Source organism: Psychrosphaera sp. (assembly GCF_982872775.1).
Genome location: NZ_CEYNSH010000017.1, coordinates 21,050 through 38,881 on the forward strand (window position 1 = coordinate 21,050; position 17,832 = coordinate 38,881).

Below are 17,832 nucleotides of genomic sequence, written 5' to 3' on the forward strand. Positions count from 1 at the left end.
AAACACAACCGAAAGAGCGAGGCGCACAATGAGCGACAACGGACAGGACAATCGAGTGATCATTTTTGATACGACACTGCGAGATGGGGAGCAAGCTCTCAGAGCTAGCCTCTCTCGTCGCGCCAAGCTCGAGCTCGCCCACGCGATTGCACGATTAAATGTGGATGTCATGGAAGTCGGCTTTCCAGTCTCTTCTCCTGAAGACTTCGCTTCAGTGCAAGACATAGCTCAAGCTGTAAAAGGACCGGTTATTTGTGGCCTTGCTCGAAGTGTTAAAGAGGACATCATTCAGTGTGCAAATGCCTTAAAAAGCGCCGAACAAGCCCGAATTCACACTTTTATCGCCACCTCGCCGATTCATTTAAAACACAAGCTAAAACTGAGTCTGGAGCAAGCTAAATATCGCGCAGTTGAATCGATAAAACTGGCGCGCCAGTATAGCGACGACGTTGAGTTTTCCTGTGAAGATGCCGCCCGAACCCCTATTGATGATTTGTGTTTTATGGTCGATGCCGCCATTGATGCAGGTGCAACGACCATAAACCTACCCGACACTGTGGGTTACACCACGCCGCAAGAATATTCGAATATGATCAGCCAGTTACGAAACAGGGTTAGTAATATCGACAAAGCGGTGTTGAGTGTTCATTGTCATAACGACTTAGGTCTAGCGGTAGCAAATAGCATGGCCGCCGTCCAAGCTGGCGCACGGCAAATTGAGTGTACCGTCAATGGCATCGGTGAGCGTGCAGGCAATTGCTCATTGGAAGAAGTGGCTATGATCATGGCGACCAGAAAGGATCTTTTCGGCCTGTCCACTGGCATAACAACACAGGAAATAAAACGCACCAGTCATATGGTTTCACAAATATGTAATATGCCAGTCCAGCCCAACAAGGCCATCGTTGGAGTCAACGCATTTGCCCATAGCTCGGGTATTCATCAAGACGGTATTTTAAAGGCACAAAACACCTACGAGATCATGAAACCTTCTCAGGTCGGCATCAATACTAACGAGCTAAACCTAACTTCTCGTTCAGGACGTCATGTTATTGCTCATCGCCTGTTACAGCTTGGCTACCAAGCAAACGATTACGATTTAGAAGCCTTTTATCAGCAGTTTGTTGCCTTGGCCGACAAAAAAGGTACGGTTTACGACTACGATTTAGAAGCTTTGATGTATAACAACTTGCTAGAACAAGCAGACGATCATTATCAGTTGTCGTTTCTCAACACGACGACCACCAGCAATCAAGTCGCCACAGCAACGGTTACCCTGACTGTCGGAGGCGAATCTAGTACAGAAGCCGCCACCGGAAATGGCCCAGTAGAAGCCACTTATCAAGCCATAAACCGAATCACTGGCCAGCCACTAAACTTGGTCCACTATGCCTTGTCAGCAAAAGGCAAAGGTGAATCAGCGATTGGCCAAGTGGATATTGAAGTTGAATCAAAAGGCCGCCGATACCACGGTGCGGGTTTGGCCACCGACATCGTCAAAGCCTCCGCCAAAGCATATGTAAATGTGTTGAATTTATTACACAGAGCCCGTGCCGTTGCAGAGGTAAAGGTTAAAGTTAAGCACAACAAAGCCCAACCTAGCGTGAGCAAAATAACTGAGTCAGGCGTCAACAAGGAGGTAGCAAATCATGCCTAACTACAACATTGCCGTTTTATCCGGAGATGGTATCGGCCCTGAAATTATGTCAGCGTGCCTGACCGTATTGGATGCATGCCAACAGCGTTTTGATTTTACTTTAAATTACCAATTCGCCGATGTTGGCGGTATCGCCATCGATAATCATGGAACGGCTTTACCTGATTCGACATTGCAAACATGCGAAGCGGCAGAAGCCATACTGTTTGGGTCGGTAGGCGGTCCTAAATGGGCTGACTTACCGCCAGAACAACAACCCGAACGCGGTGCCCTTTTGCCACTTAGAAAACATTTCGAGTTGTTTTGTAATTTACGTCCCGCCAAGCTTGTACAAGCACTCACTTCTTCCTGTCCGCTGCGCGCTGACATTGCGAGTGAAGGCTTTGATATTATGGTCATAAGAGAGCTGACTGGTGGCATTTACTTTGGCGACAAAGGCCGCAAAGAAAACAAAACCGAGAAAGGTAAAACCTTTGCCTTCGACACGCAAACTTACTCTAAAGACGAAATCGAACGTATTACCCACCTCGCCTTTCAAGCCGCACGACAACGTAAAACAAAGAAGGTGACGTCGGTGGATAAAGCGAACGTTTTACAAACCAGCATGTTGTGGCGAGAAACCGTCATTGAGGTAAGCCAAGACTATCCTGAGGTCACCTTAGAACACATCTACATCGACAATGCGACGATGCAGCTCATTAAGGCCCCAAGCCAGTTTGATGTGTTGTTATGTGACAATTTATTTGGCGATATCTTGTCGGACGAATGCGCCATGATCACAGGCTCAATGGGCTTACTACCCTCTGCGAGTATCAACAAAAACAAATTCGGTTTGTACGAACCGGCCGGTGGCAGTGCCCCTGATATTGCGGGTAAAAACATAGCCAACCCTATCGCTCAAATTCTTTCTGCGGCAATGATGTTTAGATACAGCCTTGGTTTACCTGTGGTTGCTGATGCGATTGAGTTCGCAGTAGAAGAAGTGATCAAAGATGGCAAACTGACCCCAGACTTAGCCAACCAATACCCTCATTATTCCACCGACCAAGTCGGCAGCTTTATCGCACAAGGAGTGTCAAAATATGTCAGCAACATTATTTGAAAAAATTTGGCAACAGCATGTGGTTTCGCCGCTTAATGAGCACACCGACTTGTTGTTTATCGACCGTCACTTAGTACATGAAGTCACTTCACCACAGGCCTTTTCGGGGTTGAGAATAGCCAATCGAAAGGTCAAAGATCCAAAACGAACCATTGCGACCATGGACCACAATGTATCAACCTTGTCACGTGACTGGAATGCAGCGTCCGAGGTCGCCCAACACCAGCTCGCTGCATTGGCTGACAATTGCCAAGAGTTTGGTATTGAGCTGTATGATTTAAGCCATGACAATCAGGGAATTGTGCATGTTGTTGGTCCCGAACAGGGCTTTACACTACCCGGCTGTACCATTGTGTGCGGTGACTCACACACCTCGACACATGGCGCTTTTGGCGCGTTAGCTTTTGGTATCGGCACCTCAGAAGTCGAGCACGTATTGGCGACCCAAACCCTACCGCAAAAGAAAGCCAAAACTCTAAGAATAAACGTCTACAATCAGCCACATCCATCAGTCAGTGCCAAGGACATAGCCTTAGCGATTATCCAAAAAGTAGGAACCGCAGGCGGCACCGGTTTTGTCATTGAATATACAGGAGAAGCCATCACTAGCCTATCCATGGAAGGCCGCATGACGTTGTGTAACATGAGTATAGAAATGGGCGCCCGGGCAGGTCTTATTGCCCCGGATGAAACCACATTCAACTACCTTGAAGGTAGGCCTAATGCCCCACAGGGTGAAAATTGGCAACGCGCTGTTGAACATTGGCGATCGTTGGCTTCAGACCCTGACGCTTATTTCGACAAAGTCATCGAAATAGACGCAAAACAAATCAAGCCGATGTCAACGTGGGGAACCTCGCCAGAACAAGTCATTGCGATTGATGAATGTATTCCTAATCCCGACTTAGAGCCAAACCTAGTCAAAGCAGATGCCATGCGCCAGGCTTTAAAATACATGAACCTCGAGCCGGGAAGCCGCCTGTCTGATGTAAACATTGATGTCGTATTTATCGGTTCTTGTACCAATAGTCGGATTGAAGACTTGCGCTCAGCGGCACAAGTTTTAAAAGGTAAAACGGTCGCCAAAGACGTGACCGCGTTAATCGTTCCAGGTTCAGTTCCGGTTAAGAGGCAAGCTGAGTTGGAAGGACTTGATAAAGTATTTATCGAAGCAGGATGTGAATGGCGTGAACCGGGCTGTTCCATGTGTTTGGCGATGAATGATGACCGATTAGCACCAGGGCAACGCTGTGCATCGACTTCAAATCGAAACTTTGAGGGACGCCAAGGAAGCCAAGGCCGCACACACCTAATGTCACCTCAAATGGCAGCAACCGCCGCTATTACAGGTAAATTAGCAATAACTGATGCCGAACGCAGTGTTTAGGTTGGTACCCAAACGCCACGCCAAATAAGAATGGAGGAGAAAATAATGAGTAACCGCAGCCCAAAAACAAATGTTCAAGCAAATGACTATCCAAGCACGGATGAAAGCAACTATTTTCACATCGGCACTGCAATCCCATTAGACAAATCCAATGTCGATACAGACCAAATTATTCCAAAACAGTTTTTGACCTCTGTTTCACGCGATGGCTTTGGTGATGCCCTATTCTATGATTGGCGCTATGGACCGAACGCAGATAGCTTTGTTTTAAACCAACCGGTTTATCAAGGTGCAAGTATTTTGGTCACGCAAGATAACTTTGGTTGTGGCTCAAGTCGCGAACACGCTCCTTGGGCACTACAACAATATGGTTTTCAGGTCGTAATTGCTCCGAGTTTTGCCGATATCTTTTACAGTAACTGCGTAAATAACCAATTACTGCCCATCACGCTTTCAAATCAAGATATCCAAGAGTTAATCGGTTTGGTCAGTGTTCACAATAATTCTGATTCAATCAAAAATATTCCAGCTAAAGCGGTAAGTTTGGGAATTGATTTAAAAAATCAGCGAGTTGAAGTGCTGCATAGACAACTAAATGGACAGGTAAATAAGCAAGTAAATGGACGAGCGAACACACAAGTGCATGAACAAACGAGTACAAGAGCTCAGCAAGTGTGGGCGTTTGACATACCAGAAGATGTGAAGCACAGGTTATTGAGTGGGCTTGATTTTATTGATGTGAGTTTGCAATATGAACAACAGATCAATGAGTTTGAACAGCACCGTTCGACTCAACAACCTTGGTTATAGCGAATACTCATGTACGCAAATCCATTAAAGAACTTTTACATTCCAGAGCAGCAATCAATTTATTTGCTGTCGACGAACGATTCAAAAAAGTTACGTCAATGGATAGGTATTTGTGAAAAACAATTAAACAAACTCGGTTACGATCAAGTCGAATTACTTGGTTCGGGTGCGTACGGTTTTGCCTTTAAAGGTGAAGACGAAAAAGGCCATCACAAAGTCTTTAAGTTCTCTCGGATCACCCTGCCTCCATCCGTTCGAGAACGATTGCGCGAAGAAGCCGAAATGATGAGCTATTTGTCTCACCCACTCATTCCTCGCTTTCATCAATTTGTGATTAATCGTGCCCAAGGGATCATCGAAATGGACCGCGGTATTGGCATGGACTTGGAGCAGTACTCTCTTAAACACGGCAAACTTTCCCCGCGCCAAATCATTGATATCGCCGCTCAACTTGCTGACATTTTGAAATATTTACGTAGCGTCCGAATTGGGAATAAAGCAAGGCCATTAGTTCATGGTGATATCAAACCATCTAACCTGACATTTGACGACGAACTCAATCAAATATCTTTGATTGACTGGGGCTCGGCGGTATTTGCTCAAGTCGATATCGATGGTAATCCCACTCAAGATAACATCATGGACTTATTGTCCTCTGACTTACAATCATCAAATAGTCGTCTAGGTGATGTGTATTTTATTGGCCCTGAACAAATGGCGGGTGATGTTTCTTCTCCAAGGTTTGATGAACAAGGAGTAGCAAGTACTTTGTATGCGTTGGCATCCAACCAAGGTTGTCGATTTGGCCGAAAAGTCATCCCAGCTAAAAGCCTAGGGTTACCTCAAGAGTTCGCTTTGTTACTCGATGCTATGCTCGACCCATGCCCGCAGCGCAGAGCCGAAGCCGGTGATTATTTTATTAATAATATGAAGCACCTGCGAAATTTATACTTACCCACAATTCCAATGCCTCAAGCCAAGGCCTTGTTGCCGATTCACTTTGCTAACCAAATTAAAGATATAGACACGGTTGTTTATAGCTCTCGAAAATCATTTTTGATGGAAGAGTTTCAACAAAGCCAACAAGACGGCAACTTGTCGGACGTAAATAGTGTGCAACTAGACCATTACTACAAAAATTATTTATCTGGCATGGGTGAAAACGAAAAGGCTTTTATCAGTGCGGTGAGTCGTTTAGGCAAATTCCCGGTTGTTGGTGGCCTCGTTATCAACTGGAATGATAATTCAGTTTCTATAGACAGTAGTTTAAGTGTCTTTGACAAGCGACTAGAAAAGTCATTCAGTGAAGTCGTTGATAACCTAGTTCACTTGGCAAGAGCGATTAAGCGTGAAGGGATATTTAAAGCCTGTTTGTTTGACGCAAAAAGGACAATTCACTTAGACAGAAAATCTTCTGATGAGCCCTACGTTCCCTCCGAGACACAAGCTATTACCTTTGATAAGGCACTAGTCACCTCAACCGTGGAAAAGCCAGAGCGTCTGCACTCTTACTTTGAAGATGGCCAAGACCCCGATGAGCAATTGACACTGCCAACAGAAATTATTAGTGACTTAGAAGCGCTCAACAAAATTCATCATACTGGTTGCATCATCTTCGAAGTCTATGAAAAACACATGAAGATCCACAATTATTACAAGTTATTGGATTTGAAAAAAGAAGCCGAGTTTGCAAAGTTGTTGTCGAGCATTTTAGCTAAAGTCTCATTAATCAGAGGGTTAGGCGTATCGGGCTACATGAAACTACCATATAAAGACATTCGCAGCTTCTCAAGTATTGAGTCACTACCGACACAGTTTTACCCGAAAAACCCAAAGGCCTATATTTCCTCACTTGAACTCAGTGACTAAAACCTAAAACCTAAACACCTAATCAAGTTTGCTTTTTATTACTGCGCCAAGTTGCTCGACCCGTCCCGGTTGAAAAAACGCAGAGTGCGAGGTTTCAATTTCGACTTCACCAAACTTACCAACAAAAACTTTTTTCCAACCGCCCAGTAATAGTCCATGTATCAATCGGTAAGCTGACGATTTAATCAAAACAGCTGGGCAGTCGTACTTACTCAACTGGTACTTTCTCATTGCACTGACCTGCATCAATAAGCCGTGATCCTGAATAGCACTTAAAAGTCGTGAGCCTTTTTGCCTTTGCGAGGGAACGTGCCAACGCGCCACCCATTTTGACAACTTTTTCCATGCCCAAATAAGCGGCCTTGGCATATTCATCAAAATGGTGTCGACAATAAATAAATGCTCCACGCACACGCCTTTTTGTTTGAGTTGTTGAGCGAGTTCGAGCGCCACTAAACCACCAACAGAAAAACCGGCCAAGTAAATTGATTTGTCGCCCCGCTCAATAATTTTTTCGGCGTATAAACTCGCTAAATCATTAATACTAATATCATCAACATTTCCTGGCGGTTGTAACATGTGGATATCAGCCGAGCCTTTAAGGCATTTTGCCAGACTTTGAAAACGCATTAAGTCACCGTTTCCAGACGCGGCAATAAACAAACTTTTTTGCCTTGTCGTATCGCCCAAGCTCACCAAAAGCTGGGGTAACTGAAGTTGGTGATTAATCACTTCGGCCATTCCAGATATGGTCGGATTCGCAACTAATTGATGTAATGATAATCGTTGACCTACGAGTTGCTCTATCTCATTTAGACAAATGACGGCCGCCAAAGAATCCCCACCAATTTCAAAAAAGTGACTGTTTACATTAATGGGTTGAGTAGCCTCTATGTGCTTCTGCCATATTGCCAAAATTTGGTGTTCGAGTGGCCCAACGGGTTCTCTGGCCGTCTCTTGTTCGTACGAATCAACAATCCTAGGTAATGCACGATAGTCCACTTTTGCAGAGTGTGTGACGGGCATATGAGTTAAGCGTTTAATCTTTTCGGGTACCATATAGTCAGGTAAATGACTGGCAAGTACCGCACGAACCGCTGATTCTGATAAATCTTTGTGTGCTTCGTACCACGCTGATAAACTGGATTTGGCTCCCTTATTTGATAACTGAACCGCCGCTAAATGGACACCGTCAATACTCATTAAGGCATTTTCAATTTCAGTTAACTCGATACGGTAACCTCGTAATTTGACTTGGCGGTCTTGTCGACCAACAAAGTGCAGTACGCCGTCGCAGTCTAGCCAGCCATTATCACCCGTACGGTAAGCGCGAATGGACTTGTTACCTGGTAACGTCAACCTGACAAATTTGCTATCTGTTTCCTCTGGTTTAGATAAATACTCTTCTGCTAAACCAGCACCACCAATTAAAATCTCACCAACCACACCATAAGGCTGTAGTTGATTATCTGGGTTCACTATATATATTTTGCTACCAAACAATGGTTTACCCACTGGCATGGCGGTTGAAGTGACTTGATGTGGATGAACTTGCCACGCGGTACAAAAAATAGTGGCTTCGGTCGGTCCATAGACGTTGTACAAATTAGCATTGGTCAGTCGAATAAAATCGTGAGCAATGTCATAGGACAGGACTTCACCGCCGCAACAACAAACCCTCAATGGTAAAATTTGATTAGGCTCTAAGCCATCGAGAAAACGTCGTAATGTCGATGGTACAAACGCCATAAAAGTCGCATTAAATTGGCTAATATAGGCAGGTAACCATTCGGGTAACAACCTTCCCGACGGTGGAAATGCAACACTACCACCAGCATATAACGGCCCTAATAGCTCGACCAATGCCGGGTCAAAGTTAATTTGAGTTGCTTGTAGAGAACGGTCTTTAGCCGTGAGTCCCCACGCTTCTGCTAGCCAATTAAGACGCGCTAACAAGGCTTGGTGTCCAACCACGACGCCTTTTGGCTCTCCCGTCGAGCCAGACGTAAACAACATGTACGCAGCCACGTCTTTATAACGGCGATACTCATCCAGCCTTTGCAAATCTGCACGTTTTGATAGCAAAACAGGGATATCAATGACGAGTGAACAAATATCGAGTTCTGCATAACGACTTAGGTTAAGGTCATTAACCAACAGCGCCGTGGGCTTGGCTTGTTGTGCAATACTTCTAACTCGGCTTAATGGCCAATCTAAGTCTATCGGTATAAAAGTCGCACCGATAAACCCGCAGGCTAATATCGACACTATTACCTCAGGCCCTCGATGCAGGGCAAGAATGACATGATCGCCTTTTTTAACATCGTGACTTTGAAGGACCTGCGCCAAATTGACCGCAGAATTAACCATCTCTTGATAGTTGTATTGCGCATCTTGCGTGACCAGTGCGACATGTTTTGGCGCAACCTTGGCGTGACTCAATACAAGGTCAATAAAACTGATCTTCTTTTCTTGAGGGACTAGTGGAGGAAGCACGGATAGTTTTGCAAGCTCATTAGGTGTACACATTGACACTTCTGTCGCCGCCTTTTGCTCTCCACATAATTGTTTTAAAAGATTGACTAACCTGGCACCAACCAAATCCGCTTCGGCCTCGGAGAAGTATCGGTCTGAACACTCAATTATGACCTCTGTATCTTGTGCATCGACAAAATCACAAAGTGAAATAGCCATTGGAAAGCGACTGTATTTACTAAACGTTTGTTTGGTATCACTGAGTATGGCTTCTCCAAACTGGCTAGTGAACTCAAAGACTTCATAGGAAAAAATAACGTCAAACAAACGATCTCTGCCCTTATTCACAGCTTTGAGTCGTTTAAATTGTTCACTCAATGGCAATTTTGCGTGTCGATAGCTAGCGACTAATTCTGTTTTTACATGGTTGACCAAATCGATAAAGTCACTACTTTCTGGTCGACGTATTGTAATCGGCAACACGCCGACAAACATACCTAGCGTGTTTTTATATTTGTTACCACCGCGATTAAGCGCTGGAATACCGATGATAAGTTCATCAACTGACAAGCAATCAAATAAATACAAAGCCAACGCCGCCATATAAACCTGAAATGCAGTGGCATCAGCATGTTTGGCAAAATCAAACACGGACTGTCGCACGTCATCGTTGATGTGATGGTAATTAATAAAAGCGAGTGACAATTCCTGATCAAGCTGCTTTGACGTACTGTATTTTTTGGTAAAAAGCGTCTCTTTTAGTTCAGGCAATTTATTTTCCCAAAACGCCTGGTCACGGATATAGCTTTTAGATTCAGGATACTTTAATGAGTCTTGAATATAATCTTGATAACTTGGATAGTGAGGAGCAGTCTCACCTTGAGCGCGGTTTGAGTTCAGCAAGCGACGATAACATTCTGCCCACTTTTGTGGAGCAATGGATAAACTCCAGCCATCCATGATCATGTGTGAAGACTGGATAACTAGATAATGAAACTCGGGCTCAACTTGTAATAATGCATAACGAATGGGCGGTACGCTAGAATCTTCAAAGGCGGCTTGCATCCATTCTTGTTGCCAATCTACGGCTTTTTGATGAGGATCTGTTTCGTCAGTAAAGTCCTGAACAACTAATGACGGTTCATAAGTATCTAACAGTATTTGGTCACCAGCAGTATTGGGCACTAATCGCAATGCATCGTTTTCACTGACCAACATCATCAGTGACTGCTTCATTAGGTCATGAGAGAGTGGCCCCTGAAGTTTAGAAAATCCACCAATGTTTAAGTGTGTGGCATCACTCCACGCCAACCACTCTGCCCAAATTTCTTTTTGCGGCAATGAATAGGGTAACGGATTTGATAACACCCCGCTCATTAACTGCGTACCTGATCTTTTAGCTTGTCGATTTCTTTCATTGCAAATTGATACCCGGCCTCAATGATTTGCTCAGCTTTTTTGTAGTCCATCATCTTAAATTGAGATAAGGGAACTTCTAAGTATATGTCAGCACTTCGTTTTGTGAAGTTGCGCTGTGATAAGCCTCCAACATGGGCTACTTGCATCAAGATATCGACAATTCCAGGTAAGGTGTCTTTTTCTTTTGTGAAGTGTGATTTAACTTTTTGCCACGGCGAAATTTCTTCAAGCTCAGTGTCCACACCAAATCGATCTTTTAAATCGACATCAATGGCTATAACAAGACCATTACCACGACGACGTTCTAGCGGTGTACTTAGCTTTTGACGCATCGCAGCAACAGGTACATTTTCCAAAATAGCGCCATCCACTAACAAATTGCCGTCGACGACTACTGGCGGAAACAATCCTGCAGGAGAGTTTGACGCCAATACCGCTCGCCATAATGGCCCTGAGTCAATCACCGTCGTATCTGCATCAGATAAATTACAGGCTGCAGCAAAAAATGGCGTCCATAAGTTTTGAATATTGACGTCACCAAGTGCGTCTCGAAATGCGCCAGCTAAATTGGCGTTGGACATTAAGGATACAACCGGCACCGTCAACTTCATGCCGCCTTTAGAGTGTTTCATTATCTCTTGATGAATCGTTTCTCGTGGAATGCCCGCAACGTAGCTAGCGCCAATTAGAGCACCCATACTGTTGCCGCCGATTAAATCAACGGGAATATTATTTTCTTCAAAAGCCCTTAATATACCCAGGTGAGCAAAACCGCGAGCACCGCCACCACCTAATACTAAGCCTACGGCCTTCTCTAATAAAAAACGACCAAGACGCTCGTAGTCTTTTATTTCATTGAGGGTAACAGGGTAAACTCGCTCTGCATCGCGAGGTTCATTCCATACCAAACGGTCTCCGCAAAAGTGGGCTTCTTGTTGATAAACTAAAGCTACATGACGACGGATTAGAGGAAAGTTGGGGTGTTGGGCAATGGTTTTTTCAACGTCAGTCAGGCCAACACTAGACAAGCCATCGGCCACTAAAATAAGTTGGTCAGCATGTTCAAACAAACTGCGCTGTATGTCTGATAAGCTGCCATCACCTACAATAATTAAGTAGTCGGTGCTGATTTCTTTTTCATCTAGCACTTTTGCCAATTCATAACTCGTAATGTCTGACCCGGGTAAGTCCTCCGTGCTTAGGGTTTCACAAACACCCTCTGCGCTTAGTGCTACTTTTAAATTTTTAGCAAATCGATGGATGTCTGCGCTGTTATGAATTGGAAGGAGATAAAAACTTTGTGCTCGGCGACGCTGGCCAGCAAATCGTTCGTGACGTAATTCGCGGTAAATAGCAGAAGAAAAAGCTTTATTTAATTCGACAGGAAAGCGTTTAACTAACTCTTCATAATGGTCATAAGTTAAGATAGCGACAATAGAATCGCGAGTAGCAGAGATGTCTGCGGTGCGCTTTTGACGTAAGATCATACTCGTTTCACCGATACAATCACCCGGTAAAACTTCGTTATACATCAGCTTATTACCTTGTTCATCGATTCGATTGACACGCAGTCGACCGCTAACCAACAAAAACAACGAATTAGCGTCCTCACCTTCTCTGATAAAAGTGCTGCCGCCGCTGATATTGTGTAACCGCATTGACTTTGCGAGCTCTAATACAACCTCCGAGCTCAATTCCTTAAAGTCATCACTGGCTTTTAACAGTTCAAACAGTTCATTTGTCGAAACCGTCATAGTATGAATCCCATCTCTACTTCCAGAATATTTTCTGAACTTATAATGGCAGATCCATTTAACTTTGTCTCTTAGGTATTACCCAAAAAACAAAAAACCTTGCTAAAAAACAAGGCTTTTTAATGATTTAGCTACTACTGAATAATAACTATTGCTGAACTAAGTCTTGGTCAATTAGACCAAATAGCGATTGGCCAGACTTGTCGAACATCTCAATTTTGACGTTGTCACCAAACTGCATGAATGATGTTTTTGGCGCACCGTGATTAATCGTTTCAATCATACGGATTTCTGCTAAACAGCTGTAACCAACACCACCTTCATTCACAGGCTTACCAGGGCCGCCGTCTAACTTGTTAGAAACCGTGCCTGAACCAATGATTGTACCCGCACAAAGAGGACGAGTACGCGCCGCGTGTGCAATTAATTGACCAAAGTTAAAGGTCATATCTACACCGGCTTCTGGCTTACCAAACATCTCGCCATTTAAGTGAGACACTAGCGGTAATGATAATTTACCGTCTTTCCATGCGTCGCCTAGTTGATCTGGCGTTGCACAAACTGGTGAGAAAGCGCTTGATGGCTTAGATTGGAAGAAACCAAAACCTTTACCAAGCTCGTTAGGAATTAGACCACGTAAAGACACGTCGTTAACAATCATCACTAAGCGAATGTAATCTAGCGCGTCTTCTGCACTAACGCCCATAGGTACGTCGCCAGTTACGACAGCAACTTCAGCTTCAAAATCAACACCAAAACCTTCAGTTGTTGGCATTACGATTGGTGAACGTGGCGCTAGGAAACTATCAGAGCCACCTTGGTACATTAGTGGATCAGTCCAGAAGCTCTCTGGCATTTCTGCGTTACGCGCTTTGCGAACTAGTTCAACGTGATTTACATATGCACTGCCGTCTGCCCACTGATACGCACGAGGTAGAGGTGAATGACAGTCTTCTTGGTTAAAATCTTGCGCTTCTACTTCACCGTTTTCTAAACGATTGTAAAGATCCGCTAGCTTAGGCTCTATCTCGTCCCAATTGTCTAGGGCTTGCTGCATCGTATCGGCAATACCAGTGGCAACAACCATTTTTGTTAGGGCATTGTTTACAACCACTAGTTGGCCATCACGGCCTGACTTTAAGCTTGCTAATTTCATTAATCTATCCCTTTTATTCTTTGTTAAAATCTTCGCCGCTGTGTAACCAAGCAGCGTGATTAGGTGCTTTTTTGGTTCTCGCCCACTCGTCCAGCATATCTGGTGCAACACGCTTTAATTCTTCAAGCATACCCGGCTTAGCCGTGTTGGTCGCCAACTCAATACGATGACCATTTGGATCGAAGAAGTAAATCGACTTAAAGATCGCATGGTCTGTTGGACCTAGAACATCAACACCAGCCGCCTCTAAACGAGACTTAGCTTCTAGTAACTCATCCATCGTTTCGACTTCAAATGCAATGTGCTGCACCCAAGCTGGTGTGTTTTCATCACGCCCCATTTCCGGCGAGTTTGGAATTTCAAAAAACGCTAAAACATTGCCCTGACCTGCATCTAAGAAAACGTGCATGTATGGATCTGGCGCACCAGTAGAAGGAACTTTGTCCTCGGCAATTGCCAACTGGAAGTCCATGTTTAAAAGATCACGGTAAAACTCGACCGTTTCTTTTGCGTCTTTACAACGATAAGCCACATGGTGAATTCGAGTAATTTTCATCGTCTTACCTTATTTGGCAATGCATCACTGTGCATTGCCGTATTAAGTTGATATTTTCTTACAAACAAAAAAAGTAAATTATTTGTCGCCAATTACGCCGCGTTCTAGTTGGTCACGCTCGATAGATTCGAATAGTGCCTTGAAGTTACCTTCACCAAAACCTTCATCTTCTTTACGTTGAATAAACTCAAAGAATACTGGGCCTAATGCTGGTGCCGAGAAGATTTGTAGTAATAGGCGAGGCTGACCACCTTCAGTTGTACCGTCTAACAAAATACCACGTGCTTTTAACTCGTCTACTGGCTCGCCGTGCCCTGGTAAACGCTCTTCTAACATGTCGTAGTATGTGCCCGGAGGCGCTGTCATAAATTCAACACCGGCTTTCTTTAAACGGTCCCAACAAGCGATCAGGTCATCACAAGCAAACGCGATATGCTGGATACCTTCACCGTTGTATTGCATTAAGAATTCTTCGATTTGACCGCCACCACCAGCAGCTTCTTCGTTTAGTGGAATACGGATCTTGCCATCTGGTGCTGTCATCGCTTTAGATAATAGACCAGTGTACTCACCTTTGATGTCGAAATAACGAATTTCACGGAAGTTAAATAAATCTTCGTAGTAGCTTGCCCAGTAGTCCATACGACCGCGATAAACGTTGTGCGTTAAGTGGTCAAGTGTGTGGAAACCACAACCTTCAGGACGACGGTCAACGCCTTCAATCCAGTTAAAATCGATGTCGTAGATGCTCTCGCCATCTTTATAACGGTCAATCATGTACAAGTTTGCACCACCGATACCTTTGATAGCAGGTAGACGAAGCTCCATAGGACCCGTTTCAACATTTACAGGTTGCGCGCCTTTTTCGATGGCACGGTTGTAAGCAAACTGCGCGTCTTTTACGCGGAACGCTAAACCACATGCAGAAGGACCGTGTTCTTGTGCGTAATAGTCTGCGTGGCTGCCTTTTGTGTAGTTAGTGATGAAGTTGATGTCGCCTTGACGCCATAACTCAACATCTTTTGAACGGTGACGAGCAACTTTAGTAAAGCCCATAGAAGCAAACATCGTTTCTAGGATGCCTTTTTCAGGTGCCGTAAACTCTACAAATTCAAAACCATTTAATCCCATTGGATTTTCAAACAAGTCGGCCATTGCCTTCCCCTATCTATTCTTTGTGTTCACAGCTCATAATGAAACTTATTACATTGACTATCAGCTGTTTGGATTATTGTGTGAGGGCATTTTGTACAAATGCAAAAGCCCTATTCTGTTGGGCGTCAATATATCAAATCTTATTTGAACGAAGAAAAGCTTTGTGATTTAGGTTTTGAAAGTGGGGGAAAGAAATCTTTACGCACAAAAAAACGCAGCTGATTGCTGCGTTTTTGTTTAATTTGTTTGGTTTTAAGCCAATGCTGGAATTGCTTGGCGAACACCTTCAGGAGCTTCGTCATCAAAGGTGACGTATTCCCAACAATCTTGTTGCTTCATTAGCTCGACTAAGACTTTGTTGTTAAGGTCATGGCCTGATTTAAAGGCAACAAACTCGGCTAATAGTGGTGTACCTGTCATGTATAAGTCACCGACAGCATCAAGAATTTTGTGCTTAACAAATTCGTCATCGTAACGAAGACCATCTGGGTTCAGTACTCTGAATTCGTCTAAAACAATGGCGTTGTCCATGTTACCGCCTAGCGCAAGATTGTTATTGCGTAGGTATTCGATATCACGCATGAAACCAAAAGTACGAGCACGACTGATGTTCTTCAAAAATGAATCAGCAGTAATATCAAGTGTCACGCGTTGGTTCGACTGTGAGATGACAGGGTGATCAAATTCGATTTTGAAGTCGATTTTGAAACCGTCATATGGACGTAATTCTGCCCATTTACCGTCTAGTTCAACACGAACTGGCTTGGTTACTTTGATATAACGACGTAAGCTGTTTTGCTCGATGATCTCAGCTTGTTGCAACAAGTAAATGAACGGTAATGAACTACCGTCCATAATTGGGATCTCTGCTGCATCTACTTCAATAATTAAGTTGTCGATCGCTAAGCTCGCCACAGCAGCCATAAGGTGCTCTGTGGTTGATAAGCGTTGGCCCGCATCATTAATCAAGCACGTACACATCTGAGTATCGCCCACCAATTCAGGTGTCGCTTTGAACTCAGCCATAGGAGACAGGTCAGTGCGCAAAAATACGATACCCGTATTTTCTGCCGCTGGACGGAGAGTTAATGTGACCTTCTCACCTTTGTGTAATCCAATCCCTGTAGACGTCACAGGTGATTTAATAGTGCGTTGTTTAATCATATCTGCGTTAACAACCCTCATCGATTAAATAGTGAACAAAATGCTCGGTTAATTCCAATTGGTTATTAACCGAGCAAAAAAGTGGCGCGTATTATATAACAAATCCGACCACAGTTCAATAGTGCAAAATTTAATCAGCTTGTTTTCTCAAAAACGCAGGAATGTCGAAGTAGCTTTCTACTTCTTCTTTCTTTTCTTCAGGCTCAATTAAGGCTTTTTGCTCTGGCTCTACCATTGGTTGTGGTTGCTGAGCTACTGCCGCTGAAGAGCGATTGTTTGAGTAACTTTGCGCTGACTGAGCAGGTGTTGATTGGTGCCCAGACGAGACTAGTGAAATGTCTGCTCGCTTGTCACCACCGATACCCGTTGCAACTACTGTTACACGTAATTCTTCATCCATCTCCATGTTGATAACCGTACCAACAACAACCGTTGCGTTTTCAGAAGCAAACGCTTTGACTGTGTTACCGATCATATCGAACTCTTCAATGGTCAAGTCCATACCTGCAGTTACGTTAACCAAAATACCTTTGGCACCTGCAAGGTCGATGTCTTCTAATAATGGAGAAGCAATTGCCGCTTCGGCCGCTTCTTGAGCACGGTCTGGACCAGACGCCGAACCTGTCCCCATCATGGCGTTACCCATTTCAGACATCACTGTTTTTACGTCAGCAAAGTCAACATTGATCAATCCAGGTAACGTAATTAATTCTGCGATACCTTGAACTGCACCAAGTAATACGTTGTTTGCTTCTTTAAACGCATCTAACAAGCTGGTCTTTGGACCTAACACTTTTAGTAGCTTGTCATTTGGAATCGTAATCAATGAGTCAACTTGATTGGCTAACTGCTCGATACCTTGTTCTGCATAACTTAGACGCTTTTTACCTTCAAAGTTGAATGGCTTAGTTACCACTGCAACTGTCAAAATGCCTAACTCTTTCGCGATTTCAGCAACCACTGGCGCAGCACCGGTACCAGTGCCACCGCCCATGCCTGCTGCGATGAAGATCATGTCTGCGCCTTGCATTGCTGCTGCAATGTTTTCGCGATCTTCAATCGCTGCTTGGCGACCTACTTCTGGGTTTGCACCCGCGCCTAAACCTTTTGTGACTGCAGAGCCCAATTGTAACGTCATACCAGCTTCAGACTTACGCAATGCCTGAGCATCGGTATTTGCTGCAATAAACTCTACGCCTTCGATTGACTCTTTAACCATGTGATCAACGGCATTACCGCCGCCACCGCCAACACCAAATACTTTGATGACAGCTTCTTCATTATGATCATCCATTAATTCAAACATTGTCATTCTCTCCGTCTATAAA

At 44.2% G+C, this 17,832-nt stretch carries 12 protein-coding genes; 5 read left to right on the forward strand and 7 right to left on the reverse strand.

Going from position 1 to position 17,832, the window contains the following annotated elements; translation table 11 throughout:
- Positions 1–28: 28 nt before the first annotated feature.
- Genes leuA through AC4E96_RS06850 form a run of 5 tightly spaced genes read left to right on the forward strand, consistent with a single transcriptional unit; the run spans position 29 to position 6,825 of the window.
- Positions 29–1,657 carry a 2-isopropylmalate synthase gene (gene leuA / locus AC4E96_RS06830; protein WP_490255326.1) on the forward strand — a complete coding sequence of 543 codons (1,629 nt, stop codon included), beginning with the start codon at positions 29–31 and terminating at the stop codon, positions 1,655–1,657.
- Positions 1,650–2,759 carry a 3-isopropylmalate dehydrogenase gene (gene leuB, locus AC4E96_RS06835; protein WP_490255307.1) on the forward strand — a complete coding sequence of 370 codons (1,110 nt, stop codon included), beginning with the start codon at positions 1,650–1,652 and terminating at the stop codon, positions 2,757–2,759. Before leuA ends, leuB begins: the two co-directional genes overlap by 8 nt.
- A complete protein-coding gene (leuC, locus tag AC4E96_RS06840) occupies positions 2,740–4,146 on the forward strand; it encodes a 3-isopropylmalate dehydratase large subunit (protein WP_490255308.1) in 1,407 nt (468 codons plus the stop codon). The genes leuB and leuC overlap by 20 nt, the downstream gene beginning before the upstream one ends.
- 45 nt (positions 4,147–4,191) lie before the next feature.
- Positions 4,192–4,956: a 3-isopropylmalate dehydratase small subunit gene (gene leuD, locus AC4E96_RS06845; RefSeq protein WP_490255309.1), complete on the forward strand. Its 765-nt coding sequence runs from the start codon at positions 4,192–4,194 to the stop codon at positions 4,954–4,956.
- A 9-nt stretch (positions 4,957–4,965) separates the two neighbouring features.
- Positions 4,966–6,825, forward strand: a complete 1,860-nt coding sequence (locus AC4E96_RS06850; protein ID WP_490255310.1) for a protein kinase domain-containing protein — start codon at positions 4,966–4,968, stop codon at positions 6,823–6,825.
- A gap of 18 nt (positions 6,826–6,843) precedes the next feature.
- Here AC4E96_RS06850 and AC4E96_RS06855 read toward each other — a convergent pair whose 3' ends face one another.
- The 7 genes from AC4E96_RS06855 to ftsZ all read right to left on the reverse strand — a co-directional run bounded on the left by AC4E96_RS06855 (position 6,844) and on the right by ftsZ (position 17,810).
- On the reverse strand, positions 6,844–10,677 hold the full coding sequence (locus AC4E96_RS06855) for an amino acid adenylation domain-containing protein (protein WP_490255311.1): 3,834 nt from the start codon (positions 10,675–10,677) through the stop codon (positions 6,844–6,846).
- Complete coding sequence (locus AC4E96_RS06860; protein ID WP_490255312.1) at positions 10,677–12,473, reverse strand: patatin-like phospholipase family protein; 1,797 nt, start codon at positions 12,471–12,473, stop codon at positions 10,677–10,679. The genes AC4E96_RS06855 and AC4E96_RS06860 overlap by 1 nt, the downstream gene beginning before the upstream one ends.
- A 148-nt stretch (positions 12,474–12,621) precedes the next feature.
- Entirely contained in the window at positions 12,622–13,629 is a 1,008-nt protein-coding gene (locus tag AC4E96_RS06865; RefSeq protein ID WP_488033438.1) for a fumarylacetoacetate hydrolase family protein, read from the reverse strand.
- A 13-nt stretch (positions 13,630–13,642) separates the two neighbouring features.
- Positions 13,643–14,185 (reverse strand): VOC family protein, encoded by a 543-nt coding sequence (locus AC4E96_RS06870; RefSeq protein ID WP_488033439.1) that lies wholly within the window; start codon positions 14,183–14,185, stop codon positions 13,643–13,645.
- Positions 14,186–14,263: 78 nt separating this feature from the next.
- On the reverse strand, positions 14,264–15,340 hold the full coding sequence (hppD, locus tag AC4E96_RS06875) for a 4-hydroxyphenylpyruvate dioxygenase (protein WP_488033440.1): 1,077 nt from the start codon (positions 15,338–15,340) through the stop codon (positions 14,264–14,266).
- A 252-nt stretch (positions 15,341–15,592) separates the two neighbouring features.
- Positions 15,593–16,504 carry a UDP-3-O-acyl-N-acetylglucosamine deacetylase gene (gene lpxC / locus AC4E96_RS06880; RefSeq protein ID WP_490255313.1) on the reverse strand — a complete coding sequence of 304 codons (912 nt, stop codon included), beginning with the start codon at positions 16,502–16,504 and terminating at the stop codon, positions 15,593–15,595.
- 130 nt (positions 16,505–16,634) lie between these two features.
- Positions 16,635–17,810 carry a cell division protein FtsZ gene (ftsZ, locus tag AC4E96_RS06885; RefSeq protein ID WP_490255327.1) on the reverse strand — a complete coding sequence of 392 codons (1,176 nt, stop codon included), beginning with the start codon at positions 17,808–17,810 and terminating at the stop codon, positions 16,635–16,637.
- Positions 17,811–17,832 lie beyond the last annotated feature (22 nt).

Coding starts and splice junctions, on each gene's coding strand:
- lpxC (WP_490255313.1), bottom strand. CDS start 16,504: ATGATTAAACAACGCACTATTAAATCACCTGTGACGTCTACAGGGATT.
- AC4E96_RS06870 (WP_488033439.1), bottom strand. CDS start 14,185: ATGAAAATTACTCGAATTCACCATGTGGCTTATCGTTGTAAAGACGCA.
- hppD (WP_488033440.1), bottom strand. CDS start 15,340: ATGGCCGACTTGTTTGAAAATCCAATGGGATTAAATGGTTTTGAATTT.
- leuA (WP_490255326.1), top strand. CDS start 29: ATGAGCGACAACGGACAGGACAATCGAGTGATCATTTTTGATACGACA.
- AC4E96_RS06855 (WP_490255311.1), bottom strand. CDS start 10,677: ATGAGCGGGGTGTTATCAAATCCGTTACCCTATTCATTGCCGCAAAAA.
- leuC (WP_490255308.1), top strand. CDS start 2,740: ATGTCAGCAACATTATTTGAAAAAATTTGGCAACAGCATGTGGTTTCG.
- AC4E96_RS06850 (WP_490255310.1), top strand. CDS start 4,966: ATGTACGCAAATCCATTAAAGAACTTTTACATTCCAGAGCAGCAATCA.
- AC4E96_RS06865 (WP_488033438.1), bottom strand. CDS start 13,629: ATGAAATTAGCAAGCTTAAAGTCAGGCCGTGATGGCCAACTAGTGGTT.
- ftsZ (WP_490255327.1), bottom strand. CDS start 17,810: ATGTTTGAATTAATGGATGATCATAATGAAGAAGCTGTCATCAAAGTA.
- leuB (WP_490255307.1), top strand. CDS start 1,650: ATGCCTAACTACAACATTGCCGTTTTATCCGGAGATGGTATCGGCCCT.
- AC4E96_RS06860 (WP_490255312.1), bottom strand. CDS start 12,473: ATGACGGTTTCGACAAATGAACTGTTTGAACTGTTAAAAGCCAGTGAT.
- leuD (WP_490255309.1), top strand. CDS start 4,192: ATGAGTAACCGCAGCCCAAAAACAAATGTTCAAGCAAATGACTATCCA.